We start from the raw sequence: 25,769 nt of genomic DNA, 5'->3' as shown, positions 1-25,769 counted from the left end.
GAGTTAGTTGTGGCAAAAACCATTGAAAAAGAAATTGAGATACTTTTTAAAATCGAGAGAAAGCCAGGGTTCTATCTTGGCAGGGAATCGATCTCGCTGATGATGGCCTTCTTTCGTGGCTACCTACTTGGCATAACAAACGATAAGCCGAAACCGATTGAGTCTATCGCTGGTTTTCAAGAGTACATTGCAAAAAGACATTCAATTAAGACAAGCCATTCGTGGGCAGATATCATTCTTTTTATGGAGGGCAATGATGAGAGAAGAGCTTTTAGAAGTTTTTATGCTTATTTTTATGAATTCTTGAAGGACAAAGGTTACGAAATTCCTTGCGAGTCTAGTGAAGATACGGCATGAATTCAACAGGCCATTGTTCCAAAAAAAGAATAGGACGCAGGACTGTTAGCTTCGCCTGCGCGAGAGGTATTGGTTTTTCTCTCTCCTGAAGGATTGTAAGTTTTAAGCTCACCTGATAACCACAAGAAGCCTGATGGTGGAATCGTTTGGGTTGAGAGAAAAAGGTCTTTTTTGCGAAAGTAGACGTGGCGGCGAGAATAAAGAAGGTATTAGGGTGGTGCTATGTTTGTCAAAGAAATTCACGAAGATGATTGGCAAGGAATCTTGTCATATGATACGACGTATCCTTGTGAAAAAATTGAACAATGTCTAGATGCTGTCAAAAGACTAAACGGGGATAATAAAACGGTTGTTGTCTTGAGTCGTGATGACGAAAACTTTTTAATGATTGGAGGTGGAAACAAAAATCTATACATCTGCAATGCTTCTTTAGATGGGGCTATGTATTATTTAACAGACCCTTGGCATGAAGGTGGAGAAATTGCCTTGGTTGCTGGTGGTCAAGAAGGTTCTTACAGTAAAAAACTTGGCATCAAGCTCGAAAATGTTTTAAAGGCTACTGAACTATTTGTCAAAGAGAGTGAATTGGATAATGATTTGAATTGGGAACTTCAAGACTAATTTTGTTTTTGTGGCGAATTAGTGTGAGATATAAAGGGCCGGGTTTTGGAGCATTGGTTCGTTTTGGTGTGGAAGAAAACCGGGAAAAGTGTAACGCACACCCAAACGAAAAAAAGGCCGCCGGGGAAGGAGCCGGCGACCAAGGGTCCTGTTTCCAAAGGACGCGAAACTTGTGAAAAAAAGGGCTGTCGGGAGGGGGGTCCCGACAACCCGAAGGGTCCTGTTTCCAAAGGACGCGAAATCGGTCAAAAAAAGGGCTGCCGGGAGGGGGGTCCCGACAACCCGAAGGGTCCTGTTTCCAAAGGACGCGAAATCGGGGCCGCCGGCTAAGGTGGGCCTGTTGGTGGGGGAATGGGGGCGGGGGAAATTTAGCCGACGGGTTGTTCTGTTTGTTCCTGCTGTTCTTGCTGCTTTGCCTGTGCCTCTTGCGTCGCGCGCGCGGCTTTTTTGGCGGCGATCACCGCTTCCAGGTGGGCCAAGGCGTCATTCAGGTTGTTGGTCACACGGTGACGGCGACGGGTCTTTTTCTTTGTGGTGGGGTCGGCCACGCCGACGCTGCGCCACAGGTTGGGCTCGGGATGGAAAATCACCTCGTGGCGCAATTTGAGACCGTGTTTTTCGAAAATCGGGGTTAACTCGTCCGCGCGGTTGGCCAAGTCACGAATCGTATTGGTGTAGGCGTGCTCCGCGACCACTTTCCGTTTGGCGAAACTGAAAATGTTGGTAAAAAACATGCGGTAATCGTCGGGGCTGGGCTCGAACAAGACCAGGTCCGTGTCCTCGTAGTGTTTGTCGTAGCGACGGAAACCGACTTTCATGCGCGAGTAAATCAAGGTACGGAAGGTTTGTGACAGGATCGAGGGCATGCCGCGTTCCGTCAGGTTGGGCTCGCGCAGGAACCCTTCTTCCACGGCGCGACCGGTGTCGACCGGGACAATCGGGTTGATGCAGATCACCAACTTGGCGCCTTCATCCAGCACGGTCGAGGCGTGCAGGGTGCGGCGCAACACGCCGTCCACGTAATTTTTGCCGTCGATTTTGACGGGCGGATACAAGCCCGGCAGCGCGGTGCTGGCCTGGACGGCACGGGAAATGGGCACGTGGTCCTTTCCCGGTTGGCCAAACACCACCGCTTGGCCGGTGTCCAGTTCGACCGCTACCACAAACAGCTTGTTGTCCAGCTTGCGGAAATCGTCGGTGCGCTCCGGGCGGTTGAACACGCGTTCCAGGTAACGTCTCAGCGGTTCGTTGTCAAAGAGCCCCACCGGCAAAGCGCGACTCAAGCGGGTCAGCGACTTCACGATGGTGTGATCTTCTTTGTAGATCAGGTAATCTCGGGCCGCTTCCATGAGCAGACGCGGCACCATCAAACCCGATTTGAGGTACTGGCTGAAGGCCGGTGACAGGAACATGCCGGGATCAAAAGGTTGTTCGTTGGGGTCGATGTTGAGGAGGGCGCGGACAAGCTGGGCGGTGGTTACTTTGTTGACCAGGCTGGCGTTGATGAATGCGCCGGCGGAAATGCCGACGTAGGCGCATAAGTTGTTGAAATCCAAACCTTCAATCGCATCGTCGAGGGCGCGTAAGACGCCGATCTCGTAAACGGCACCTTCCGGCGCGCCGCCGGCCATGGCGAGGCCGATGGTCGATTTTTCGCTCGCGACTTCTCCCATGGGTCAACCTCCTCGTTTTGGCTTACCGTCACCCCTTTTGTGTTTGACCCGTCAGCCACGGCCGTGGCGGCCGGGTCGTGACGGCACGGTTTCCGTGGGGAACCGCGCCGTCCAGGTGATGCGATTAAGCATCTTCCTTGGCGTCGTCGGCCGCGGGTGCCACGACGGGCGTGGTGGTGGGCACAACGGCGGGTGGGTTGGCGGATGCGGAGGCGGCGTTCATTTTGTTAATGGCGTCCATCAACTGGTCAACGCGCTCGGACAGGTCGGAAATTTCATCGCGGGTAGGAACACCCACTTTTTGGAACAAGGAGGTGAACCGTTCGCTGAAATTGTTTTCGAAACGGGCCCAAACATCTTCGACGCGGTCGCGTGCATCGCCGAGGCGGTTTTTTACCGCATCAACGGGTGCACCCGTGGTGCCGGTTTGGCCGCGTTCGAATTCTTCGCCGCGTTCTACCAATTGGCGGAACAGTTTGTTGCCTTCTTCACCGGCCATGGTCATGGCGCCCAAGCCGGCGAGCCAGATTTTTTGTGCCGAGTCACGGACGTCGGCTTGGAGATTTTCTGCGCGATCTTTGATACTCATAATGTCCCCCCTATGAGTCGGTGTCGACCCGGGCCGGCTTAGGCCGCCGCGGGTCGGGGTCGGGGCGCCGATTCTTGCGAAACGGCGCCCATGACGGTGTTTGCTTAAGCCTGGAGCGCTTGAACTTTTTCGGTCAGTTGCTCAACAGAGCGGGTCAGGTCTTGGATTTCTTGACGGGTAGGGATGCCCATGCGGCTAAAGGTGTAGGAAACGCTGTCTTGAACCTTGTTGCCGACTTGGTCGCCCATGTCTTTGATGCGAGATACAACGCCTTGGCCGTTGACTTTCTCTGCGACGGTTTCAGCGGGATCTTTGGTTTCTTTACCTTTTTCAACCATTTGGTCGAATACTTTTTTGTACTCGGAAGTAACGGTGGCGGCGACGCCCAAACCGGCGAGGTAAACAGTACGACCGGTTGACATTGCGGTGTTACCCAATTGGAAAATTGCTTGCATGGTGATGCTCCTTTGCGTCGTGGTTTTTTGTGATGGTCGACGCTCTATATTTGAGCCGGATCAGGATTCCTGAGCGCCGGGCTCGTCAGTTTTGGTGGTTGAGCTTCGCGTTCTGCGGGTACCGCTAGAAGCTTTGCTGGTGGACCGGCGTGTGGTCCGCTTCGGCTTTGCGGCTTCAGTCGTCTCGTCGCTTTTGGCGGCGGCGGCTTTTTTCGTGGTGGAACGCGTCGTTTTCTTTTTAGCGGGGGCTTTCGCCGCGGGGGCTTCCTCGGCCTTGGGGGCCTCGGCTTCCTCTACAGCGGGCGTTGCCTGGGTGTGTGCTTCAGCGGCCGTAATGGCCGTTTCGAGCTCGTCCAGACGGTTGCGCAGAGAAACCATCTCTTCACGCACCTTGGAAACGGGTACCAAACGATCGATTGAATTTCGGAAAAAAGTATCGACCCCGGTTTGGATCTTTTTCACGCGATCAGTCACCGCGGAACCGCCAACCCGGATAAGGTCGTGGAGCAAATCGCTTGGTAACGCGGAGCCGCCTTTTCGTCCTTCTTCTGAAATGACTTGGGTCAAAGTTTGAACCGTTACGTCTTCGGAAGAGGCGTTGTCGACGACCTGAATGACTTCACCTTCGCGAACCCATTTGGCAATATCTTCCAAGGAAACGTAACGGCTCTCTTTGGTGTCGTATAACTTCCGGCTGCCATAGCGTTTAATGAGCCTTGTCATATGTCCTCCTTAAGAGATATTGTGTTTCGCTTAGCCGCATTGCGTCATGAGCGGCAAAGCTAATATAACGCGCCGCGGCATGACGTGCAAGCAGTTTTTTGACGCGCTGTGTCAAAAAACCAAAAAACACAACAATCTCACCATATTATCGCGAAACAGAAGATCTGTCGGCCTCTTTTTTTCGCACCGCGGCAAAAGCCTATGCCGCACCTCGGTTATCTTTGCGTCATCCCCTGGTGCCAAGGCCTGACGTCTATTTATTACGACCTAAGAGGCGCTGAAGCGAGGGGATTTTTGCTAAAAATCTGGAGCGAAATGGTTTGGAAAAAGCGGACCGGGGTCGCGCTCGACCGCATCCAGGGGGTGCGGTCGAGCATTTTCACAGGTCGTTGTAGTCCAGAGGTTTAGCGAAAATCCCCGCGAGTTATCGCGCTTCTTAGGCATGAGGACACCGTGCCGCGTCCCGACATATACAACCCATCTTTTGCCGCTTTATGGTAAGATGGTGTCCTTAATTCATGAATGATTGTCACGTTTATCGCCCGCGAGCTTTTCGCTCGTCTACCGTTGTACCAGGGGGCTTTTTGCCATGACCACCATGACCGCGCCACCGGCGCAGGCCACACACGCTGCACCAGACACCGAGCAAACCCAACTCGATTCCGCCGTTGCTTTGCTGCAGCGCAACAAACAACCGTGGAGCGCGTTGCCGCTCGTTGACGCGGTCGCCATTCTTGATGATTTAGCCGAGGGCGTTCGCGCCGTCGCCGCCGATTGGGTGAATGCCGCCATTGCCGCCAAAGGCATTGCGCCGCGCGCCGCCACTGCCGGTGAAGAATGGCTGGGCGGCCCTTATGCCGTCCTGCGGAATATCCGTTTGTTTCGCCAAACCCTCGCCGATCTGCAAAAAGGCGGCGATGTTCGTTTGCCGGGACCCGTCGAAACCTTGCCCAACGGCCAAGCGCGCGTGCGCGTTTTCCCAACCGATACCTACGATCAGCTCTTTTTTATGGGTACCAGCGCCGAGATTTGGATGAAACCCGAGGTGAAGCCTGACGCGGTGCAGCAAACGATTGGCGCCTTTTATAAAGAGAAGCGCCACGAGGGCCGCATCTGTTTGGTGTTGGGTGCCGGCAACGTTTCTTCGATCGGCCCGATGGACGTCGTCTATAAGATGTTCGTTGAACGCAAGGTGTGCATTCTTAAAATGCACCCCGTCAACGCCTACCTTGGACCCTTTTTCGAAAAGGCGTTTGCCACCCTGATTAAGCGCGGTTTCCTGCAAATTGTTTACGGCGGTGCCGAGGTAGGGGCCTATCTCTGCAACCATCCCGCGGTCGGTGAGATCCACATTACCGGTTCCGACAAAACCCACGACGCCATTATTTTCGGTAAAGAGGTCGCGGAACGCAAAGCCAAACGCGAGCCCTTCCTGGACAAACCCATCACCAGCGAATTGGGCAACGTCAGCCCCGTGATTATTTTGCCAGGTGATTGGAGCGCGTCGGATGTGGCCTTCCAAGCGGCCAATATCGCCTCCTCGCTGGCCAACAACGGCGGCTTTAACTGCAACGCGTCACGGGTTTTGGTGATGCAGGAAGGGTGGCCCCATCGCGAGGCCTTGCTCAACGCGATTCAGGCCGAATTTAAAAAGTTGCCGCAGCGCGACGCGTATTATCCCGGCGCCCAGAATCGTTTCGACGCCTTTTTGGCCGCGCATCCCAATGCGATTCAGATCGGCGAACGGACGGAGACCAAGCTGCCTTGGACCCTGGTGCCCAACGTATCCTCGGAAAACAAAGACGACATTTGTTTTACGACCGAGGCCTTTTGCAGCGTGTTCTCCGAGACGACCTTGGCCGCGAGCGATACGGTTGATTTTATTCACCAGGTGACCGATTTCGCCAACAACACCCTTTGGGGCACGCTGAACTGCACCATGCTGGTCCATCCCTCCTTGGAGCGGGACCGCAACGTCAAAGAGGCGATTGATACCATGGTGGCGGATTTGCGTTACGGCACGGTGTCGATCAACCACTGGGCGGCGGTGTGTTACGCCATGGGTTGTACCACCTGGGGTGCCTTCCCGGGTCACGATATCTACGATATCCAGTCTGGCTTGGACGTGGTTCACAACGGCTTTATGTTCGACCAACCCGAGAAAAGTGTGGTGCGGGGCCCCTTCAAGCCTTGGCCGAAACCGCCCTGGTTCGTGACCCACAAAACCAGCCATTACCTCGGCAAGAAATTGACGGATTTCGAGGCCTCACCCTCGGTCTTTAAATTGCCCGGTATCTTTATGGAGGCTTTGCTGGGTTAAGCCCGGATAAGTTCTAGGAACGCGAAACCGCCTCGGAGGCCACGGCCCCGGGGCGGTTTTTTTGGTGGGTTTCTAAACCCGCATTGCTCACAAGGCTTTCAGCTTCTCGCTACGAATCCTTGTGAGCAATGCGGGTTAAACCCTTGGGGCAGGGGGAGAAGTACAAGGTGAAGCAAGCGCCTTGTTGGTGACCCGCGCTCTCGACGCGGATATCGCCGCCCATCGACGCCATGACGTCACGGCAATAGTGCAGCCCAAACCCGTGCCCGGTTTTTTTGGTGGTGTAGCCGTGTGCGAACAACTTGCGCATCTGCTCCTCGGTGATGCCCACGCCCGTGTCTCGGACCGACAGCCACATTTTTCCGTCCTCGTTGTGGCCGGAATCGATTTCAATCTCGCGCTGTACCGAGGACGTTTGCTCCATGGCTTCCATCGCGTTTTTCAGCAAGTTCATGACGATCTGTAAACTGTGAACGCGTTGCGCTTTGACGGGTAAGGGCGCGTCCGCCCGGTCGCGTCGTTTGAGGATAATGTTGCGGCTGTCGAAGGAGTTGCCCATAAAACGCAGGCACTCACCGACCACTTCCTGAAGGTTAAAAGACTCCAGACCTTGGCGGTCCGCCTTGGCGTGGCGTTGCTGAATTTCGATAATCTCCTGCATGAGTTCAGTCTTTTTATTAATGTCGTCTAACTGCTTGGTTAAAAAGTGATTCTCGTCCGCGAGAATGCTGCCGATGCCCATAAAGTAGTTGGGTAACATGCGACCCTTGGGATCGTCACGCAGGAATTCCAAGAGTTGGGCCTCTTTCTCGGCCAGCATGGCGCCGGCGAGTTTGAGGCGGTGGACCTTGGAGTTCGCCAGCTTGTGCTGGGTTTGCTGGGTGGAAACCTTGAGGCTGTTGAGCACGTTGCCGATATTGTGCAGAATCGAGGTCGCAAAAATCGCCGACTCCTTCGCAAAAGCCCCCGCCTGCGCCTCTTCCCGCGCCTGGCTTAGATCGCGGCCCATGTCTTTGATTTTTAAATGGGTTTCAATGCGGGGGAGCAGGGTCTCCTTGGAGACGGGTTTGGTCAGATAATCGTTGGCACCGGCTTCAAAACCCATCGCCATGTCGGCGACTTGGTTGCGCGCGGTCAAGAGCACCACGGGGAGCTCGCGGTCCGACCAGCGCTCGCGGATGCGCATGCACACCTCGTAACCGGAGAGGCGCGGCATCATGACGTCGATAATGGCCAAATCAAAGGTGTGTTCGTCGCCAAACAACAACGCCAAGGCTTCTTCACCGTCGGCCGCTTGGACGATGTTGTACTTGCTAAGCGTGAGCAGGTTGACCAACACCTGCAAGTTAACGGGTTCATCATCGACGACCAAGATGGTGAAGGCTTGGCCGTCCATGGTTTCGACGGGGGTAACCAGATGGTCGTTCAGTTCCAAGCGCGGATTAAAGGAATCACCCGGTGCGCGTTCGATGGTCGGCGCCGGCTCAAACCGTTCCACGTCTGCTTGCGGCATGGTGAAGTGAAAGGACGAACCACGGCCTTCTTGGCTTTCCGCCCAAATCACCCCGCCATGCAGCTTGACCAGTTGTTTGGTGATGGCGAGACCCAGCCCGGTGCCCCCGTGGATGCGTTCAATCGATTGATCGCCTTGTTCGAATGAGGCGAAAATGCGCGATTGTTGTTCGCGTGTCATGCCGACCCCGGTGTCTTTTACCGTCACCTGGACGTTGTGTTCTCGTATCTCCAGCGATACCTTGATGTTGCCGGCTTCCGTGTACTTAACCGCGTTGTCGATTAAATTGTGCAGCACCTGTTGGAGGCGGTCCTCGTCGGCGAGGATAAGGGGGGAATCCGCCGGGATTTGGTTGAGCAGGACCAGCCCCTTTTTCGCCGCCATCGGCCGATTGAGCAGCAGGACCACCTCGGCCACGGGACGGAGATCCACCGGTTTCATATTCAGCTCAATGGTGCGTTCTTTGAGCTTGGAGTAATCGAGGATGTCGTTGACCAAATTCGACAAACGTTTGGCGCTGTTGAGCACCATGGAGAGGTTGGCTTTGGTTTTGGGTGGTAGCTCACCGGTTACCCCTTCAATGAGCGATTCGACGATGCCCATGATGCCGTTGAGCGGGGTGCGCAACTCATGGGAGGTGTTGGCCAGAAACGAATCCTTGAGCTTGTCCAGTTGGCGCAAACGTTCCGCCACGCGTTGTTCCCGTTCCAATTCGGTCGCGGCCTGGTTGAGCGCATTTTGGTGAATGAGCTCGCGGCGCCGACTCAAGGTGGTGTAGATCAAAAAAAGCGTGCTGAATGAAACCACGGCCCAGCCGAACAGGGCCGGGGTGGAACGCCACCAGGGGGCCAAGACCTGTAGGCGAATGGCGCTGCCGGTTTCATTCCAGAGCCCGTGGTTGTTGGCACCTTTAACGCGAAACACGTATTCGCCGGGGTCGATGTTGGTGTAGTTGATGCGCGGTTGGGCGGCCAAATGAATCCAATCGTCCTCATAACCTTCCAGCATATAGGCATAGGTGTTTTGGTCGGGTTCGGTGTAATCCAAGACGGCGAATTCAAAGGAGAACGACTTGGTGTGGGGCGGGACAATCAAGGGTTTTCGGCGTTTCCCCGTGATGGAAAAACCCAGCGGGTTGCCGTCCAAAAGGATGTTGGTGACGGCGATATTGGGCACTTGATCATTGAATTGCAGATGCTCGGGATGAAAATAGGTAACCCCCTCGCCGGCGCCAAAGAAAAAGGTGCCGTCGTGGGCGCGGGTGGCGGCGAGGTCGTTAAACTGATTGTCGACCAAGCCCTCGCGGGTGGTGAAGTTGGTAAAACGTTCTGCCCCAATATGGAACAGGGACAAACCGCCGCTGGTGCTGATCCACAAGCTGTTGCTGTCTTGAAGCAACAAGGCCTTGACCGTATCGCCGGCCAAACCATCCTCGGCGCGGTAGGTGGTAAAGGTTTTGCTGCTTGGTACGAAACGGTTGAGGCCGCCGCCCGCGGTGCCGATCCAGAGTTCATCCTCGCCGCGCGCGAGAATGGGGCGCACGCGGTTGTTGCTGAGCGAACCTTGTTTCAACGGATCGTGACGAAAGACCTCGTGTTTTCCGTTTTCAGGGTCGTAAGCGACCAGACCACCGTCACCACCCAACCAAAAACGGCCGTTTTTTGCTTGGTAAATCGAGGCGATCCGGTTGAGACCAAACCCATTTAAATCCTTGAGTTCAAACTTAAAGCGCTGGATGGCGGTGGTTTTGATATCGAGCCGGTTGAGCCCGTTGGAGGTCGCGATCCACAGGGTTGTCCCGTCGCGATCCAGCCATAGATCGCGAATGTAGTTGTTGCTGAGGGTGGCGGGCTCCTGGGCGCGGTAGCGAAAGGTGGTGACCTCGGTCAAATCGGGGGAAACCCGGTTGAGGCCGCCGCCCCAGGTGCCGACCCAAACCGCGCCGCTCGCATCCTCGGCGAGGGCGCGAATGCTGTCGTGGCTCAGGTTCGGGGTGTTTTCGCCACCGCGCCGACCGAGCCGGGTAACCTCGCTCAGGTCGGCGTTTCGGAAATCCGGCGAGCGCGGCGTAAACACATTAAGGCCTTTGTTGGTGCCCACCCACAAACGTTTGCGGGCATCGTGGAGAACGGCGTTTACAAAGGGATCACTCAGACCGAGGGTTTGCTCGGTTTCTTGGCCCAAATGGGCGAATTGGCTTTTCTTCAGGTCGAGCCGGTTGATGCCGCCGTTGGCTGTGCCAATCCAAATCAGGCCGGATCGGTCGCGGGCCAAGGTCAAGGCGCGGTTGGAACTGATGGTATGGGCGCGGGTGCGATCCTGCTGATAGCGAAAGAAGTGATTTTCCGGGCGGTGCCACAGGTACAAGCCGCCGCCGTCGGTGGCGATCCAAGCGCGGTGCGCCGTTTCAGGCAAAATCGCGCGAATGCTTTCGGTGTCCAGGGAAAAAGGGCGCGCCTCGCCGCGGTGCACGTGAAAATCGAGGGTGACCGCGTCACGGGAAATCGCGCGAGGGATCACCTCGTTAAGCCCGCCTTCAAAGGTGCCGATCAACATCGCGCCGGACGGGTCGGGTGTGAGGCAGCGCACGCGGTTATCGCTGAGGGCACTGTTTTCGCGGGTGAGATGGTGGAAAAAGAGACGACCGGTGCGGGCCGCGTCCATTTCCGCAAAAGGTGCGATGCCGATGCCGTCATAGGTGGCGATCCACAAATGGCCCTCGGCATCGAACGCGAGCGCCCATATTTCGTTGCTAAAGAGGCCGTTTTGCTGATTGTGGTCCACTTGCACGCGCACAAAATCTTTGGCCGCCGGATCAAAAACGGCGAGGCCGCCACCGATGGTCGCGATCCATAGGTTGCCCGCCTTGTCCTCGGTCATCGCGCTAATGTAGTCGTTGGGCAGGCTTTGGTTGCGACGCGGATCAAACTGGAAGCGTTCGAAGGCGTCTCGCTCGGGAAGGTAACGGCACAAACCGCCGCCCGAGGTGCCGATCCACAAGGTGCCCGCTTTGGTTTGGAAAAGGGATTGGACGAAGCTGTCGGAAAGGGAGCCGGGCTGATTGGGTTCGTATTTATAGATGCGGAAGCCGACGCCGTCGTAGCGGTTGAGCCCGTCGTCCGTGCCGATCCATAAAAAGCCCTGGTCGTCCTGGAGAATGGTGTTCACCGTGCCGAAGGACAAGCCGTCTTTTTCCTGAAGGGCGGTGAACCTGAGCACGGGCGCCTGCTTCGGGGGCGTCGCATGGATCAATCCCCAAAGGAGCAGGGGCAACAAACCCGTCAACCGCCGACCGCCCATCATTCACCAACCCTTTGCCGTATGTTGGCACACGGTCGGTTGACCATTGGATGGGTTGGTTTTGGGTGAATGAAACACGGGGTGCTCCGAGGCGGTTTTGAATGACGGCGATTGCTTAAAACCGAGTCTGATTGAAGATCTTAGGGGATAGCCCCTATTTTACACATTATTACCGATTCTCAGTGGGAACGCATGTTTTCAGTGAGGCGCAAATGCGGAAGCTTCTCACGGCGTTTGACCCCGAATCCCGTGATCTGTTTCACATTGGCCGGCGGATCTGAAAAAAATGGCCCAAATGGGAATAGTGAACCGGATTTTGCTGTCCTTCAGGGTGAGTCTTGGCCAAGACCTCTTCGCCGCGTACGACGCGCGTCGCATGATCCTCGAAACCTCGCTTAAGTTTTGGTTTTGATGGCTTTATGCCTGTTGTTTGCGCATTTTTTTAATTCACCGAGGAGGCAGCTTCATGCTCATCCATTCCGTGCGCGCCCCCATTGGGCGGGCCGTTTGCCGGTTGGCCGTGTTGACCGCCGTTTTTGTGGCCGTAGGTGTTCCGCTTCAGGCCGGTGCTTGGACCCCGGACAAGGGCAAGACCTACCTAAAGTTTTCCGCCAACCTGTTTAAATCGGATGCCAATTTTAACGCCGCCGGCGATTCCATTGATCCATTCGAAGATTTTCCCGACCAGTACGCCAAGTTTCGCGATGAAAACCTGTCGCTGTACTTTGAGCACGGCCTGACCTCTAAGCTGGCTGTTTTCGGCAGCTTCACCCACAAAGACATCGAACAATCGTTGAAAAACGCTTTTTTCGAAATTAGCGCCGGCAACAAAGACTTCACCGATTTTGAGCTGGGCGTGCGTTACCAACTGACCGAGGGCCCCAATGTCTGGGCCGTCGCGTTCACCGCCAAATTACCTTACCTCTACGACGAGGACGACGATATTCCGCTCGGCAACGGCCAAGAGGATTACGAGGTACGCGGCCTTTACGGGCGGGGTTTGGGCAAAGGTTTTTATGCCGGTGCCGAATTGGCGTACCGCTTCCGTACCGAGGACCCATCCGATGAAGTCCGGTTCCTTGGCGAGTTCGGCTGGCGTTACAAGCGGTTTTACGCGCGCACCAAGCTGGATGTGATTCGTGCCGTGGATGACATCGACGGCGGCACCAATTTCGGTAACCCGCTGATTAATCCCAGTTTCGATTTAACACGGGTCGAGCTCACCGCCGGGGTCTCGATTCACAAAAATTGGTTCTTGGAATACACCTTCACCGATACCCTCGACGGCAAAAACACCGCCGACGGGTTCAACAACCAATGGGCTTTGGTTGTGTCCTTTTAATGTTCTACCGTCCTCCCGTTTTGGATCGTTCCTCCCCAGATTTTTGCCAAAAAGAGGTTATGTGATGTTTCGTTCATTTTTAACTGCTTTGTTCCTGAGTCTTTTGGTGTCCTCCTTCGCGCAAACGCGCATGGTCCCCCACGTCACCCCGGAGGGTGGCGATTTCGAAACTCGGTTCCTGTTGGTCAACAACAGTGAAACCGCGCAATTCATTGAATTAATGCTTTTTACCAATGACGGTACGCTGATTGACACCGTGCGTCGCGACCTCGAGCCCGGTGAAACCCGGGTTGAGGCACCCGGCGATTTGGCGCCTGGTGCCGTGTTGTCCCACTTCGTTGTGAACAACGAAACCCCCATTGAAGTGACCGTTTCCTACCAAGCAGCCGCCGGTGGCAACAGCGCCGCCCATGTCGGAACGAGCAGTCGCCAGGCGTTTCGCTGGCGCATTTACCCGGCCACGCTGGGTGATGCGATTGACGGTTTGGCCGTGGTGAATATGGACAACCAACAGCAGCAGGTGTGGGTGCGTCAGGTTGGTTTTGACGGCAGCGAAATCGCGCGGGCGCGCGCCGCGGACCTGGCCGCCAAGGGCAAGGGGCTGTATCTGTTTAACAGCGATTTTACGGCTGACGCGGATAGTTTCTTCGAGGTCTTCGCCGATGGTCCGTTAGCGTTAACCGCGCTGCGTTTCAGCACGGTTGGAGAAGGCGCGCGGTTCTTTTGGGAGACCGCGGCGGTGGGTTTGGTGCGCTTGCAGGAAAGCGACAACCAAGCGCCCGCCATTACCGGTCAGGAACCCTTGGCGGTTACCGCGGGTGAAAGCCTCACGCTCAGCCTTGAGCAGCTGACCATTGTGGATCCCGACAACGGCCCCGAGGATTTTGAATTGCGCGTGGCGGGCGGTGCCAACTACACCCTCGACGGCACCACCATCACCCCGGCCGAGGGTTTTGTGGGGATGCTCGACGTACCGGTGACCTGTTTTGACGGGACCAGCGAAAGCGCGGTTTATACGGTTCAAGTGACGGTGAACGCCGCGGTGGACAACCGCATCGGCCGCGTCGCCGAATTGCGCGAAAGCCCGACCTATGGGATTAGCGGGCGTGCGGTGATCGCGGGTGAGCGTTTGATCCGCCTGGAAAATTTCAGCTACAACGGCGGTGGTCCCGACGTGCGGGTTTACCTGGGGCAGGGCAACAATTTTGCCGCCGGTCCCATTATCAGCGGCACCATCAGTGGCCAGGTTTACAACAACGACACCCTGGAATTTGAACTGCCCGCCGGCGTAACCTTGGATGATTTCGATTCGATCAGCATTTGGTGCACCTTGTTTTCGATTAGCTTCTCGGAAGGTACCTTCGAGTAAGCGGGTATTAGCCGGGGAAGCCCACGGTGAAATTCGCGTGTGGGTGTTGATCCGGCGAATCCCAACCGGTTGATATGCGTGTGGTGGAATGTTTTTCCGGGCTCTGATCCGGCGAACCCCAACCGGTTGATATACGTGTGTGGTGGAATGTTTGTCCGGGCTCTGATCCGGCGAACCCCAACCGGTTGATATGCGTGTGTGGTGGAATGTTTGTTCGGGCTCTGATCCGGCGAACCCCAATGGGGTCGCACACCCAAATGTGTGGTCCACCACTGATTGAAAACGTGAGCCGGAGGCGAACATCGACTGGTTAGGCTTCCAACGGCGCTTCCCGCGGCGTTGTGTGCCTTACGGATTTCAGCCCATGGTAAACGGTTGTGGAACAACCGTTTACCATGGGTCCCTTGGAGTTCCCGTCGTGTAGGGCGCTGAAGGCGCCGGCCTCACAACAAAAAACCGACATGTTCGCTTGATCTGTGCCGCAATAATTTCGGCGCCCGGATGACCCCCACGGGGATGGCAAAACGAAACATTTTCGATGCCGGCCCATTCAGGGTTTGCCAAACACATCCTAGGTGACTGATAAATTGAGACTTACTGTTTGAACTCGATTGCTTTCCGACTCCCTCCCGACATTTTTAGTCTTTACCAAACTCTTACATAAAGTGGGCGAGTTTTACATTTGCGGAAGGACTCCTTCGTGAAGAAGGAGTCCTTCCGCAAATTTGAGTAACATCTCTTCATTGGCGTACTTTGCTGAGTGTCTGGTGGATTGAATCGGCGATAGTCTGCTGCAAAAATGGTTCGAGGTGCTCGTGCTCCGTGATCCAGGCTTCGATATCAGAGGGTTTGTAGTAAATTCGTCCGTTTCTCCCTTTCCCGAATTTGTAATAGGTGGGGCCTTTGTTGAGGTAGCGCATGTTGCGGAGTTTGCGTTCATCCAGGAACTGCCAGCGAGAAGCTACTTCTTGCTCGGTGAGCAGTTGGTCTTGGGCGGTTGATGCGCGCTGAAATTGCTCCAGCGTGGCGGTGATGAGGGTATCGATTTCCTGGGCTGAACTGAGCAGTTTGGCTTGCAGGATGGCGGTAACGAGGATGTTTTTGAGGACGTAGTTGGTGTGATGGGTCATGTTCCGGCTCCAGAAAGAAGGAAAGGTCATCCCTGGTGAGAGATGACCTTTTGAGTTTTGCGACATCTGTTTTTGGTCGGAATGAGCCGGGAGCGTTTTTGGGAATGTCAAAAACGTGTTTCTCGTCCGTGTGCTAAAAGAGCATGCAGACTTCAAACGTGTGGAGGAAAACGCGGCTTCTCTTCAGATCATGCTGAAGCGGGAAGATGCGCTGTTCCTGTTTCCGTATTGATGAATATGCGCTGGGTGGTGGGCGGATTTCAAGTGCTTTTTAATGCCGAAAAAAAATTGTGGATGGACAGGTATATCTTGCCCCGTATTTTGGGGTGTATTTTGCCGGCATTTTCGGAAAATATAGGTATTCGATCCTGATATTTTTCACCAAAGCCTTGTAAGTATATTTATTTGAAGTGCTTACAGCGAAAGGGAGTCGATAAATAGGCTGCCCACCAAACCCTGACTCCAAGGAAATCAGGGCGTCCCGGCTCCCTGGCAACAGGATTTTTTCGAGGGTTGGGCAGCTCCAAATTTTTGTTGCACGGGGCCTTGAGACCGCCTAGGGTGAAAGATCAAGTGGAGGAAAACACGTGCTGTTGCTTCTTTTCATAAGAAGTAAAAGCTGGTTTTTTCTGCTGTTCTTGGTTTGAGGCTCACGAGGTGAGAACAAACAAGGACATTTTTGTCTTTTTTCCCTTTTCCTATGAAGCAATTACCACATGTGCAGGCGGCTCTCGGGTTTGTTGCCAAGGAGGTCTTCAAAACTTCCTCTTTTTTCTGGCTGGCCTGGAAAAAAATTGGCGCAGAGCGATGTTTACATTTCATTTTCCGCACTTTGCTGGGCCTGGTGTTGGCGCTGCTGGTAAGTGGCGTGATCACCTTGGTCTGGGTGCTGCTGAAAACGTTGTGGCTCATCATTCTGGAAATCATCAAAAGTCCGCTCCACCTGCTTCGTCTTCTCCTTGGTGCGTAGAAGACCGACCAGTACCGGATGTCGTGAAACTCATAAAGCCCACGTTCTCGTTATGAGTCGTGGGTTTTTCTCTGTTTATCTGACGGTAGTCGAGAAAAAAACTTGTTATGTTGTGATTGTTAAATTCTTTTCAAATCACCTATAAGAAAGAACCCTAAATCAAATAACTTTAGCACGATGAGTAGAATCACAGAAAACGCCGGTTTCTCCTGGAGTTTTGGTGCAAGTGCATGGTAAGTACGTAGTATTCCTTTCGTTCTTGAGCAAAATTGAGTGTTTCTCGCCGAATGAGCCGGTTTCTGGTCTCCCGCGTTCATCTTGCGAGAGGTGCACTCGCATATAGCATGGGGAACTGATGATGTATCGGTATGTGGTGCTCGTGATTTTGGTGGCTCTCGGATGTCCGGCATTAGCGGAAGAACAAGGCTTACGAATTCCGGTCAAGAAGGTGCTGGAACTGCGTAATGGCGACCTCAAGGCCGTGTTGCACTCGGTGGTGTTTTTGCGTGATGCGACCGTCTGCAACATCGAAATAGAAAACCTCAATCTCCCCTGGGCAGAGGTGCGTTTCGATCATCCCAAAGGAAGAACACCCTGTTACGCCTACCAGCAGGGGGAAAAGATTCGGGTGGTTGATGTGGTGTCTTCGTTGCCATATGACCGCGCCACCAAATCATTTTTTCACAAGCTCAAAATGGGAGAAACGGCTCAGGTGCAGTTGGTGTTTCCGCCGCTAGCGTTTGCTCCTTTTGATCTTCGTGGAGGACGACAGCGGACCACCCATGACGGCTCCATTGAATTCTGGAATATTGATCCCCTTTCTCTCCTGCATCATCGAGAATTTGACCGGAAAAAAGAAGCCCTCAAGCTGAAAACGGAGCTTTCCCAGGCACATACCTCGGTGGGAACCCTGCAAAAAGAACTTGATACGGCTCGTACTGATCTGACGCAAGCACAGCAACAAACCCAGCAACTCCAACGCCAAAAACGCCGTCTGCAACAAACGATTGCCGATCAAAAGGTCCAATTGAAGCGGGAACGCACCACGCCATTGACACTCAAGGAGTATTTTCGGGCCATTGAGCAGGATTTTAAGCGCGAATTTGCCAAGTTCCAGCAGCACCAATCTTCCCGCACGCAAAGTTCCCAAAAGGATGCCGCTGATTTTTATCGTAATGTGGAGACCTATTTTGCCCAAATGCGTCAGGCCAAAGAGGAATTGTCACAGGCTCAAGAGGAACTGAAATCAGCGCAGTTCAGCATTCAGGAGAAGGATGGCCAACTGCGTGATCTGGAACTTCAACTAGACGTGTCCAACGGGCGACTAAGTGACTATCAGACCTGGTCATCGGCAGGTGGGGTGTCACTGCTGTGCCTGCTGGGGTTTTGCGCCTTTGGGATGGTGCGAATGCGCAATTCTCAGTCCCAAATGCGGCTGCTGCAAAGTCATTCCGAGTCTTCGTATGAAGAAAAGGAATCAGAAGTGCGGGAGTTACGACAACAGCTCACGCTCCTGGAAGCGGCTACTCAAGGGAATGACCGTTCACTGAAGGATGTGGAGGAGATTCGGCATCTGCAAGAACGAGTGCTCGAGCTGGAGCAGGAAATTGCCATGCTCCATGAGGTCTACGAAACCGGTCGAGATGAGGATGCCAAGCAGGAACAACACCACCTGCAATTGCAAGATCGGCAGTTACGGTTGGAGGAATTGCGTTTATCGACGGCCCGAGAAAAATCGGCCAAAGAGCAGCAACGGCTTTTGGAAAAACAAGCCCATTCCCAACGTATGGCGGAAAAAGAACAGGAAATCACCTTGCAGAAGGCGCAGGCGGAACGAGCACTTTTTGAACGGTTGCAGGAGTTTGCCCAGTTGCCGTTGGAGAAGTTCTTGGCCTTCTTTGCCCAAAAACTGGAGCAGGTTACCGAGGCCGAGTTTCAGGGAAAAAACCACACCGGCCTGCTCGAGCTGTACCTCAATCTGAAAAAAAGTTTTGAGCGCAATGGATTGATTTCACTGGAACGCTTGGAGGAAGTGACCCCGGATGTGCAACGCATCAACCAAATCGAAACGATTATGGACTTATATGGGGAAAAAATTCGCAAAGTAAAGCAGGACGGCCTTTTAGATGATGAAGAGCAACTGATGAAGGTGGAGTACTGGATTCGGTTGCGGGATAAGGATATTCAGGAGCTTGAGGGTGTGGGGTAGGGACGCGTTATGACCAACCGAAAAGTCGCCTCTGTCCCTCCGTTACGGCGTTTGAAGGGGTCAGGAGTCCGTTCTCGTGAAGAGACCTCGTTGTCGCAGTATTTTCGGTCGTCCTCGGTGCAAAATGCATTGGGAAAGACGGTGGCTTTTCCGGAGCAGTCGCCGGAAGTGGTGCTCAGAAAGCAGGATCGCACCAATCACACCCACATCATCGGGTCGACGGGCACGGGGAAATCGAAGTTCTTGGAACTGATGATGCGTCAGGATATGCGTAATCGCCAAGCCGGGTTCTGTTTGCTGGACCCTCATGGGTCACTGTATGAAGAAGTGCTGCTGTATGCCTCGCATAAAAATGCCCATTTGGCGGATCGGTTTGTCTGTTTTGATCCGGCACAAGAAGCCGATCACATCGTGGGGTTTAATCCTATTCCTCCGAATGCCAAGCAAAACATGGACTACATCCTCGATATGCTCATTTCCGCGTGTTTAAAGGCGTGGGGACAGGACAACACCGACAAAACTCCTCGCATTACGAAGTGGCTGGAGAATATCTTTTACACCATCATTGTCAATGATTTGACCTTGGTCGAAACAGCACCACTGCTGAGTATTAGCAAGCGTTCCATTCCACAACGGCAGCGACTGCTCAAACAGGTCACCAATGATGTCATTCTCGACGATTGGGACATGTTTCACACGTCCACCAATACCCAAAAGCAAATGCTGATTGAGGGTGCAGCCAATCGTCTGCGAAAGTTTTTGCGCAATGAAGCGATCCGTAATGTGATTGGGCAAAAGGTGCATACGCTGGATCTGGGCAAGATTATGGCCGAGGGCAAAATCCTCTTGGTGAATCTCAATGGCCGGGAACGTATTAGTTATGAGAACACCAAATTGCTGGGCATCATGCTGGTCAATGAGTTTTTCCGGGTGGCCAAGCTGCGCAATCCTCATGATCGTCATATAAAGCCCTTTTACTTGTATGTGGATGAATTTGCTAATTTTATTACGCGAGATATTGCCCGAGCGTTAGAGGAGTGCCGCAAGTTTCAACTGTTTCTGATTCTGGCCCACCAACATCTGGCGCAGCTCAAGGAAGATGATGAGTACTTGTTTGCGTCGGTGTTGACCAACTGCAAAAACAAGGTGGTGTTTGGCGGACTCAGCAAATATGACGCCCAGATCATGACGGATGAGCTTTCCACGGGGTTTGTGAATCTCAAAAAGATCAAAGACCAGACCTTTTCTACCAAGGTCCGTCATGTGGAAGAAACCCGCGTGGTGCGGGGCACTTCCACGGGTACGTCTGTGGCGGAATCATCCAGTATTGCTCGCGGGACATCCCAAAGCACGGGGCATTCTCGTTCAACGACCAGGACTGAGGGAACAACGGCCTCTAGCTCATCCGGGGGGTCAGTCACCACGGGATCAACGATGTCTCAGGGCACGACCACAACCGAAGGCACCACTCTTGGTACTTCCAGCAGTGTTGGCCAGACTGAAGGCCAATCTTGGGGAGAAAGCACCAGTACCACCACGGGGACGACAACAACAGAAGGGCAATCACTGGCTGAAGGAGAATCCCGTAGTCGTACCGAGGGAATCTCAACCTCGCGCAGTCAATCTCATTCAGAAGGTGGGAGCCGGTCTACTTCTGAGCAGCGCTCTCAATCCCACGGAAGATCCCAACAAACCGGCACTTCTCATAGCTCTAGCTCTGGCAAGACACGGAATGCAACGGTGGACGGGGTGACTTCACGAAGCCGTTCTCAGGGCAGTTCTTTTTCTCAGAACAAGGGGTCAGGAACGTCAGAAAGTTCATCTGTTTCTCAGGGATCGTCTCAAGGCAGTACGTGGAATTCATCCCAGAGCCAGGGGGAAACCCAAAGTCGTTCTGACGCGCAGGGGTCATCACACACAAAGACTCAATCGCGCAGCGCTTCCCAAAGCCAGAGCAGTAGCACCAGTTCTCAGCAGGGACGGTCGCAATCGACCAGCACCACAGAAACGGAATCTGAGAGCCGCAGTTCTTCGGAATCACATTCTGAATCGTCTTCGCAGAGCGAATCCGAATCACAAAATTGGTCGGAATCCACCGGCACGAGTCGCAGTACCAGTGAAGGCACCAGCACCACCGAAACCATGGGAACCTCTCAAACCTCTACGGAAGGTTCCACCAGAACCACCAGTACTGGGGAATCACGCAGTACCGTGCCGTTTTTAAAGCCGGTGGAGTACCAAGAACTTTCGTCCCGTACCTTTTGGAGCAAAGACGAATTGCTCTACATGGAATTAGCCGCCATGAAAAATCAGGAAACCGGACAGGCCTTTATCAAGATTGGAAAGCAGGCTCCGGTGCAAACACAAATTGAGTTTGTCCGGCCGGTGGTTTTTAGTGAGCGCACTTCTCCACGGCGTTTGGCAGCATTCCAAGAAAAGCTCTCCACGGCTAATGCGGACTATTACACCCCGGTAACCGAGGTGAGGCAGGAATACGAACAACGGCAGACGGAGTTTTTTGGTGAGCCATTGCGCTTTGATGAGAAGCCGTTGTTGCTGGAAAAGGGTGAGGATGTGAAGACGTTGAGTGATGGGGAGGGGTTGTTTAATGAGTAGAAGCGTTAGAGCTTCCGGAACCGAGTTCGAAACCCTCAGGAGATTACATGGAAAAGTGGCTTTATTTTGCCTCAGTATTATTGACGATAATCGCTGTATTAGTGAGGCTTGTCTTTGCAGAGTCAAGCAATCCAATATTAGATTTAATATCAAGAACCGCTCCGGTGATAGTCTTAAGTTGCATTTCGATACGAGATTTGTATTTATTCTTAAGGTTTAGTAATAAAGATGAGGGAACCGAAGAGCTATTGCCTTTTGGCCAGCTTGCAGAAAACATTAAAGACCTAATCGACAAGGAGAAGCTCAAAGAACTGACTCTCAAAAAAAATATTGACAATTACATTGAGTTCTGTGAAGTTTATTCAAAGATAGAGCTTTCAAGAAAAAGGTTAAAGAGCGCGATCCAGAACTTGAAAAATCAAGGTTATGCGAACTTGATTCTCGGCATGAGTATTTCAATAATCGGAGTTCTATTGCTTTCGGTGGATGTATTAAGGGATAATTTTGTTTTCGAAAACTTCGCCCCAAAGCTTGCGATGTCATTAATAATACAGTCGGTTGGATTTTTCTTCTTATCGCTTTATAAAAATTCAATTAGCGAAATAAAATATTTCCAAAATGAATTAACAAATATTGAATCAAAGATGATTGCCGTTACCTTGGCCAATCAGGGCGTTTCTCACAATGCTAGAGTGATTCTTGATGAGCTTGCCAGAACAGAACGAAATTTCGTGTTAAAGAAAGGAGAGACGACGGCTACAATCGAAATGGCAAAAATGATACCAGATAACATTGCAACAACTTCTGGATGGATAAAAAACATTATCTCTAGAGAAGGAAAGAAAAAATGAAAAACCTCACAACACTGAATGTTTTAGCAATCTACGTATTTGGAATGGTAATCACAGCATTGGTATCAATATATTTCGCAAGTTCGTTCTCAAAAACCGTGACTGTTAATGAGATCAGGAAAAATCTAGAATCTGAAGTTTTCAAAGAGTTAGATTCGAAGGCTTTAGAGCTTGCGGAATTTTACACAAAACAAAAAATCCAGGAGAGCATTGAATCCAGTGAAACAAGAGCTTTTGTCAGCAACCTTGTCATTGATTCCTTTGAATCAAAAATAAACAATATGGTTGATGCGAGAGTTGTGACGGTGATCGATGAAAAGATTAAAGATCTGGATGATTCCAAGTTCAGTGATTTAACCTATCCTATAGGTTCAATAATCCTTTACGCAAGTTCAGTGCCTCCGCCAGAGAATTGGAAGCTATGTGATGGCAGAAAACTCCTAAATAGTGACTATACAAAACTTCATGAAATATTAGGTAGTACTTTTGGCTCAGAAGGAGAGGATTACTTTCGAATTCCCGATCTTCGAGGGCGAGTTCCTGTTGGTGCGGGAAGAGGAAGCAACCTTTCTCCAAGAACTTTAGCTCAATCCATTGGTCAAGAAAAACACACACTTACATTGCCTGAAATTCCTTCACATGATCATTCCGCCACAGCTGCTCCACATTCCCACCACTCAATTGGGATAGCATTTGGAGATAAACGATACTCAGGTGGAGGAGGAGCAGCTTTTGGAAGAAATGGTACTCCGGTGGCTACAAATGAAGTAGCTTCCAATATTACCATTAACCCAGCAGGAGGGTCTGAGCCACATAACAACATGCAACCATCGCTTGTTCTCAATTTTATTATAAAGGCTAAGTGATCAAAATTTCCTGTCAAAAACAACAAAAAAAAGGGAGAGCAATGTGAAGCCATGTTTTGTTATAATTTTTTACTTGTTAACGAATCTGTTTTGTCTTGGGCAAGAATTACCTGAGTTACCAGATTTCAAGAAAGGTGAGGAACTAACTGAGAAGGACTTAGACTCATTAGTTGCAGAGCTAGAAAGATTAAGAACCGAAATTGCTTCCCTTAAAAAAAACACCTCTAGCATCACCCCATTAGTAAGAAGAGTTGATAGCCTTGAGGTGTTTGCTACCAGCTTGGTTGATCAAAAGCTATTCGGGGTATTGACAAGTCGAACAGATGTCATAGAAAACGAAATAAATAATCTTCAGCTAAGTGCATTGCCAATAGGAACAATAATCGCATATTCGGGAAGTGATCCGCCAACAGGCTGGTTATTATGCAACGGTGAAGCTGTTCCTCCTGGAGAGGAATTTAAGAAACTAAGAGATGAAGTCAGAACAAATTTTGGAACCAATCTAGCAGGACAGCCTCTTTTGCCCGATTTGCAAGGCAGGGTTCCATTGGGATCAGGGAAGGGCGAAGGTCTGTCCCAACGAACCATTGGTGAAAGCTTGGGAAAAGAGAAGCATACTCTAACTGCTGCTGAAATGCCAAAGCATGATCATGAAATTCGAACGGCAGGAAGAATTAATCATCAAATAGGGGGAAAACCGGGAATCGGTTGGGGTGACTATAAAGATGTTCCATCGGGGCTGGCTGGTGGATTACAAAATACATTAAATGGCCAAGGCGAGCCCCATAACAATATGCAGCCATATCTCGTTGTCAACTTTATCATCAAAGCAAAATAATCACTTATAACACAAGAGATAAACAGGAGTTTCATTTGATGGAAATCAACGAAAACGATTCAGGTTTTTTGCTAAAAACCATCACAAAGGCTACAAAAGCCGTCCCCTCTGTCAAATATGCCCTGGGAGTTGTGGGGGTAGCTTCGGGCTTAATGTTTATTGTTGGAATATCAAATCTAAAGCTCAGCGGATTGTTTTTTGGCACTCTGACAATGTTCTTCTTTATGATTCTCCTTCTTGTTTTTTCCTTTATGGCCAGTTCTGATAATGGCTGGATCAAGTACCCGAGTATTTTCTTGCTCTGGGGCACAGTCTTGTTAAGTTTAGCTTTTGGCGCAACTTTCTACACCAGCATTTTCTGGAAAAAGCCACAAGATTTGTCCCACTATCTCACTCTAGAAAGACAAGAAGATCTCGAAGAGAAGGAATTTTTAAGACGAGAAGGCTCTCAAGTGGCAAGTGCGAAGAAGTTGCCACCAGATCATCATACCGAAAATGAAAAACATAAGATCCCAGCCGAAAATAAACCCCAAAATCAACAGAATGATCCTACAATTATGAGGGTCGGAGATAAAATCGGAAACGGGTCTGTACTCAAGTGAAAGGTGAAAAAATGAAATATGTGATTGTGATATTGCTATGTTTATCAACGGCTTACGCTCAAGACTTGCCAGTATTCAAAGAAGGTGAAGAATTGCGGGCTGCTGATCTCATGACCCTTGTAAGCGAGATCGAAACCCTACGGTCTGAAGTTGAACTTCTCAAAGAACAGATTGAAGTAGCGAAAAGCTCAAATCCAGGTGGAAAAATTAAAGTTCCACCCATAAACGAAAGAGCAAACTCTGTAGGTGACACTTTTGTATGGATGAAGTCGGCTCGATACAATAGCGAGAAACTAATTGTCGATATTATCATACGCTCAAAGGAAGATCAAAAGGTTACCTTCTTGCACCCAGTTCTGCATGATTCAAACGGAAATTCTTGGAATGTACTGAGAGGAAACCTATATGCAGGAAATACACGCAACAAATATAAAAACCAAATCGCCCACACACTTGTAAAAGATATAGACACGCGTATTCGCTATATATTTGAACAGGTAAAGAGTAGGCCAAACTTTGTCGCGAGAATTGATATACCTTTTGTGATAAAAGGAACTAGTGAAAAGCTGATCTTAAAAGATATCCCGGTTGAAGGTAGTTAGTTCCTTCACCTGCACCAAAGGTATCCAGATGTCCCCCAATAATGAACTTGAAACACCAAAACGCCCCTACACTCCCATCATGACCCGCCAGCAAAATGTGAACTTCCGTTTGCAGGAACGGGATTTGGAGATTCTGAAGGTGGTCAATCGCTACCGCTACCTGCGTACCAATCAGATCAAACGTTTGGTCTTTCCTGAGAACCGGAGTATTCAGAGCACTCGAAAGCGGCTGAAATACCTGTTTCACAATGGCTTTTTGGGACGCATTAATCCGTTTGTGGCTCCCGGTGCTGGTCAACCGGATACGGCCTACTTTTTGGAAAAATCCGGTGCTGAGTTGATTGCTCAGCATTTTCCAGATGAGGAAGTGAAGGTGTACGGCAAGTCCGGCAAGGTTCGGTATCAATTCCTTTCCCACGCTCTGGAATTGAGCGAATTTCGCATGTATCTGGAGATTGCCCTTTCTGGCCATGAACGCATTGAACTCGGCCGTTTTGTGGCGGATTTTGAAGTGAAGTCGCACCTCCAGAATGCCACGGGTCACAAACGCTACAAGCTGTGGCATGAACTCCAGCACCCTATTTCCCGGCAAAGCTTTGTCGTTTATCCTGACGGCCTCTTTATCCTCAAGGGCAAGGGTTCTTTTGAAGGGGTGCAAAAGCTCTTCTTTTTGGAGGTTGACCGCGGTACGGAAGGTGGTAACGCTAAGCTAAAAGGGACCCACCAAAAGGGGTAACGACAAACGAAAAGGGACCCACGCTAACCGAAAATCTGCTTTCTTTGGCATATCGGAAAAAAGCTGAAGGAGGCAGATCTGGAGTGA

At 51.7% G+C, this 25,769-nt stretch carries 20 protein-coding genes; 14 read left to right on the top strand and 6 right to left on the bottom strand.

All coding sequences use genetic code 11. The features are described from left to right. Positions 1-9: 9 nt before the first annotated feature. A complete protein-coding gene (locus J3U88_RS13845; RefSeq protein ID WP_207859456.1) occupies positions 10-357 on the top strand; it encodes a hypothetical protein in 348 nt (115 codons plus the stop codon). Between the two features lie 222 nt (positions 358-579). Further along, the gene (locus J3U88_RS13840) at positions 580-978 is read left to right on the top strand and encodes a hypothetical protein (protein ID WP_207859455.1); all 399 of its coding nucleotides are present in this window, start codon (positions 580-582) and stop codon (positions 976-978) included. A gap of 368 nt (positions 979-1,346) precedes the next feature. Here J3U88_RS13840 and J3U88_RS13835 read toward each other — a convergent pair whose 3' ends face one another. The 4 genes from J3U88_RS13835 to J3U88_RS13820 all read right to left on the bottom strand — a co-directional run bounded on the left by J3U88_RS13835 (position 1,347) and on the right by J3U88_RS13820 (position 4,418). Then, positions 1,347-2,651, bottom strand: a complete 1,305-nt coding sequence (locus tag J3U88_RS13835) for a patatin-like phospholipase family protein (RefSeq protein ID WP_207859454.1) — start codon at positions 2,649-2,651, stop codon at positions 1,347-1,349. A 124-nt stretch (positions 2,652-2,775) separates the two neighbouring features. Then, positions 2,776-3,240 carry a phasin family protein gene (locus J3U88_RS13830; protein ID WP_207859453.1) on the bottom strand — a complete coding sequence of 155 codons (465 nt, stop codon included), beginning with the start codon at positions 3,238-3,240 and terminating at the stop codon, positions 2,776-2,778. A 104-nt stretch (positions 3,241-3,344) separates the two neighbouring features. Beyond that, complete coding sequence (locus J3U88_RS13825) at positions 3,345-3,695, bottom strand: phasin family protein (RefSeq protein ID WP_207859452.1); 351 nt, start codon at positions 3,693-3,695, stop codon at positions 3,345-3,347. A gap of 60 nt (positions 3,696-3,755) precedes the next feature. Next, complete coding sequence (locus J3U88_RS13820; RefSeq protein WP_207859451.1) at positions 3,756-4,418, bottom strand: polyhydroxyalkanoate synthesis regulator DNA-binding domain-containing protein; 663 nt, start codon at positions 4,416-4,418, stop codon at positions 3,756-3,758. A 589-nt stretch (positions 4,419-5,007) separates the two neighbouring features. Between J3U88_RS13820 and J3U88_RS13815 the strand changes: the two genes are divergently transcribed. Then, complete coding sequence (locus J3U88_RS13815; RefSeq protein ID WP_207859450.1) at positions 5,008-6,738, top strand: aldehyde dehydrogenase family protein; 1,731 nt, start codon at positions 5,008-5,010, stop codon at positions 6,736-6,738. Positions 6,739-6,847: 109 nt separating this feature from the next. On the opposite strand, the gene J3U88_RS13810 is transcribed toward J3U88_RS13815, so the two are convergent. Further along, a complete protein-coding gene (locus J3U88_RS13810; protein WP_207859449.1) occupies positions 6,848-11,470 on the bottom strand; it encodes an ATP-binding protein in 4,623 nt (1,540 codons plus the stop codon). Between the two features lie 547 nt (positions 11,471-12,017). On the opposite strand from J3U88_RS13810, the gene J3U88_RS13805 reads away from it, so the two are divergent. Next, positions 12,018-12,893 (top strand): hypothetical protein, encoded by an 876-nt coding sequence (locus J3U88_RS13805; RefSeq protein ID WP_207859448.1) that lies wholly within the window; start codon positions 12,018-12,020, stop codon positions 12,891-12,893. Positions 12,894-12,957: 64 nt separating this feature from the next. Continuing rightward, positions 12,958-14,262, top strand: coding sequence for a DM13 domain-containing protein (locus tag J3U88_RS13800; RefSeq protein ID WP_207859447.1), 1,305 nt, complete (start codon positions 12,958-12,960; stop codon positions 14,260-14,262). Positions 14,263-15,002: 740 nt separating this feature from the next. Here the strand turns inward: J3U88_RS13800 and J3U88_RS13795 are convergent. Further along, entirely contained in the window at positions 15,003-15,392 is a 390-nt protein-coding gene (locus J3U88_RS13795; protein WP_207859446.1) for a helix-turn-helix transcriptional regulator, read from the bottom strand. Positions 15,393-16,071: 679 nt separating this feature from the next. Here J3U88_RS13795 and J3U88_RS13790 point away from each other — a divergent pair. The 9 genes from J3U88_RS13790 (at position 16,072) to J3U88_RS13750 (ending at position 25,682) form a co-directional block, all read left to right on the top strand. Next, positions 16,072-16,362: a hypothetical protein gene (locus J3U88_RS13790; RefSeq protein ID WP_207859445.1), complete on the top strand. Its 291-nt coding sequence runs from the start codon at positions 16,072-16,074 to the stop codon at positions 16,360-16,362. Positions 16,363-16,717: 355 nt separating this feature from the next. Then, on the top strand, positions 16,718-18,571 hold the full coding sequence (locus J3U88_RS13785) for a coiled-coil domain-containing protein (protein WP_207859444.1): 1,854 nt from the start codon (positions 16,718-16,720) through the stop codon (positions 18,569-18,571). A gap of 90 nt (positions 18,572-18,661) precedes the next feature. Next, the gene (locus J3U88_RS13780; RefSeq protein WP_207859443.1) at positions 18,662-21,187 is read left to right on the top strand and encodes a type IV secretory system conjugative DNA transfer family protein; all 2,526 of its coding nucleotides are present in this window, start codon (positions 18,662-18,664) and stop codon (positions 21,185-21,187) included. Positions 21,188-21,234: 47 nt separating this feature from the next. After that, on the top strand, positions 21,235-22,038 hold the full coding sequence (locus tag J3U88_RS13775) for a hypothetical protein (RefSeq protein ID WP_207859442.1): 804 nt from the start codon (positions 21,235-21,237) through the stop codon (positions 22,036-22,038). Then, positions 22,035-22,904: a phage tail protein gene (locus tag J3U88_RS13770; protein ID WP_207859441.1), complete on the top strand. Its 870-nt coding sequence runs from the start codon at positions 22,035-22,037 to the stop codon at positions 22,902-22,904. The genes J3U88_RS13775 and J3U88_RS13770 overlap by 4 nt, the downstream gene beginning before the upstream one ends. Positions 22,905-22,947: 43 nt before the next feature. Further along, entirely contained in the window at positions 22,948-23,742 is a 795-nt protein-coding gene (locus tag J3U88_RS35000; RefSeq protein WP_207859440.1) for a tail fiber protein, read from the top strand. A gap of 35 nt (positions 23,743-23,777) precedes the next feature. Beyond that, positions 23,778-24,344, top strand: a complete 567-nt coding sequence (locus tag J3U88_RS13760) for a hypothetical protein (RefSeq protein ID WP_207859439.1) — start codon at positions 23,778-23,780, stop codon at positions 24,342-24,344. 11 nt (positions 24,345-24,355) lie between these two features. Continuing rightward, the gene (locus tag J3U88_RS13755) at positions 24,356-24,946 is read left to right on the top strand and encodes a hypothetical protein (protein ID WP_207859438.1); all 591 of its coding nucleotides are present in this window, start codon (positions 24,356-24,358) and stop codon (positions 24,944-24,946) included. A 28-nt stretch (positions 24,947-24,974) separates the two neighbouring features. Then, on the top strand, positions 24,975-25,682 hold the full coding sequence (locus tag J3U88_RS13750) for a replication-relaxation family protein (RefSeq protein WP_207859436.1): 708 nt from the start codon (positions 24,975-24,977) through the stop codon (positions 25,680-25,682). The last annotated feature ends 87 nt before the right edge of the window (positions 25,683-25,769 follow it).

It is taken from the genome of Acanthopleuribacter pedis (assembly GCF_017377855.1).
GTDB lineage: Bacteria > Acidobacteriota > Holophagae > Acanthopleuribacterales > Acanthopleuribacteraceae > Acanthopleuribacter > Acanthopleuribacter pedis.
The sequence above is the reverse complement of the archived record's forward strand: the minus strand, read 5'-3'. Positions and strand labels throughout refer to the sequence as shown.

What these genes read in the sequence shown, in the direction of transcription:
- J3U88_RS13840 (WP_207859455.1), top strand. Translation starts at nt 580, where the DNA reads ATGTTTGTCAAAGAAATTCACGAAGATGATTGGCAAGGAATCTTGTCA.
- J3U88_RS13835 (WP_207859454.1), bottom strand. Translation starts at nt 2,651, where the DNA reads ATGGGAGAAGTCGCGAGCGAAAAATCGACCATCGGCCTCGCCATGGCC.
- J3U88_RS13830 (WP_207859453.1), bottom strand. Translation starts at nt 3,240, where the DNA reads ATGAGTATCAAAGATCGCGCAGAAAATCTCCAAGCCGACGTCCGTGAC.
- J3U88_RS13825 (WP_207859452.1), bottom strand. Translation starts at nt 3,695, where the DNA reads ATGCAAGCAATTTTCCAATTGGGTAACACCGCAATGTCAACCGGTCGT.
- J3U88_RS13820 (WP_207859451.1), bottom strand. Translation starts at nt 4,418, where the DNA reads ATGACAAGGCTCATTAAACGCTATGGCAGCCGGAAGTTATACGACACC.
- J3U88_RS13815 (WP_207859450.1), top strand. Translation starts at nt 5,008, where the DNA reads ATGACCACCATGACCGCGCCACCGGCGCAGGCCACACACGCTGCACCA.
- J3U88_RS13805 (WP_207859448.1), top strand. Translation starts at nt 12,018, where the DNA reads ATGCTCATCCATTCCGTGCGCGCCCCCATTGGGCGGGCCGTTTGCCGG.
- J3U88_RS13800 (WP_207859447.1), top strand. Translation starts at nt 12,958, where the DNA reads ATGTTTCGTTCATTTTTAACTGCTTTGTTCCTGAGTCTTTTGGTGTCC.
- J3U88_RS13795 (WP_207859446.1), bottom strand. Translation starts at nt 15,392, where the DNA reads ATGACCCATCACACCAACTACGTCCTCAAAAACATCCTCGTTACCGCC.
- J3U88_RS13785 (WP_207859444.1), top strand. Translation starts at nt 16,718, where the DNA reads ATGATGTATCGGTATGTGGTGCTCGTGATTTTGGTGGCTCTCGGATGT.
- J3U88_RS13775 (WP_207859442.1), top strand. Translation starts at nt 21,235, where the DNA reads ATGGAAAAGTGGCTTTATTTTGCCTCAGTATTATTGACGATAATCGCT.
- J3U88_RS13770 (WP_207859441.1), top strand. Translation starts at nt 22,035, where the DNA reads ATGAAAAACCTCACAACACTGAATGTTTTAGCAATCTACGTATTTGGA.
- J3U88_RS13755 (WP_207859438.1), top strand. Translation starts at nt 24,356, where the DNA reads ATGAAATATGTGATTGTGATATTGCTATGTTTATCAACGGCTTACGCT.
- J3U88_RS13750 (WP_207859436.1), top strand. Translation starts at nt 24,975, where the DNA reads ATGTCCCCCAATAATGAACTTGAAACACCAAAACGCCCCTACACTCCC.